The following is a 1133-nucleotide window of genomic DNA, read 5'->3' as shown; positions in this document are numbered from 1 at the left end:
GAAGGTTCTCAAGAAACTTCATGAAAGCCAGAACCGGATCCGGGCGATGGCGCTTGTCCACGAGATCCTCTACCAGACTCCGGAGATCACGAATATTGATCTTGCGCTGTATGTCAATACACTCGGGAAAAACCTGTTCGATTTCTATAAAATCAAAGGGTCACGGATCACCCTGCGAACGGATATACCGGGGATATGTATCGGGGTAAACTCGGCTATTCCCATCGGCCTGATCATGAATGAGCTGATCTCGAATGCCCTCAAGCATGCGTTTTGCGGGAACTCCAGCGGGGAGATCTTCATCAGGGTCCGGAAAAAGGACCGGTCCATCTCGCTCCTCGTCCGTGACACCGGTGCAGGAATGCCCCGGGACCTGAACTGGCGCGATTTAAAATCGCTGGGACTGCGCATGGTCTTCTCGCTGGTGGAACAGATGAATGGTACTATCGGCCTTGACCGGAGCAGGGGGACTGAGTTCTCCATGGTCCTGGAAGAGCGGAAATGACATGTATCATCTGGTTTTTACAATGAGGATCTCAAGAAGGAACGGAGGATTCTGGGGAGAACAAAAGAGGAGGCCAGAAAGAGATCCGACCGGATAAGGAATGGGGATGATACGGAAACAGAGGGTGAAGAAAAAGGATTAAGAAAGCACCGGATTACGGCCCGACAATTTAATCGAGTCGCCGCACGTCTGCATATGCCCAATCAACAGCGACGAACACGATGCGGAGCATGGTGTGAGGAGCGGGCCCTAGCAGCCGCTGGCACCGGAGCAACGCGACAAGCCCGGGGCATCAATCCTACCAACAAACAGGGCAACTCCGGAAAACAGCGAGGTGATGTGAGCGGAACGGGTGATACGCCCGTTGAGACGAACATGACGGAAGCGTCTGCGTGGTATCGTTAACAAAAAAAATTGTGGGAATTCAGATCACAATAATTATGGATTAGAAGGGAATTCTCCGGTCACTTCTTCAGGCTCTTCAAAACAAGGTTGGCCGCCTGCTCACCGGACAACAGCATTCCCCCAAACACCGGACCCATGCGACTCTCTCCAGCTATGGCATTTGCCGACATACCAGCAACAAAAAGTCCGGGGAACACCTCCTTAGTATGCTGGAGAACATGGG

The 1133-nt window shown here is 52.3% G+C and carries 1 protein-coding gene and 1 pseudogene; one reads left to right on the top strand and one right to left on the bottom strand.

From position 1 onward, the window contains the following. Positions 1-505 (top strand): sensor histidine kinase (locus CW742_RS14385; protein WP_292421556.1); only part of this gene is annotated, 505 nt, incomplete at its 5' end. Between the two features lie 464 nt (positions 506-969). Here CW742_RS14385 and CW742_RS14380 read toward each other — a convergent pair. After that, positions 970-1133 (bottom strand): annotated as a pseudogene (locus CW742_RS14380) (ribose 1,5-bisphosphate isomerase); the annotation flags it as partial.

The sequence above is a fragment of the Methanoregula sp. genome (assembly GCF_002835825.1).
In the GTDB taxonomy this organism is placed as follows: domain Archaea; phylum Halobacteriota; class Methanomicrobia; order Methanomicrobiales; family Methanospirillaceae; genus Methanoregula.
Note: the sequence above shows the minus strand (reverse complement) of the source record. Positions and strands in the feature narration are given on the sequence as shown.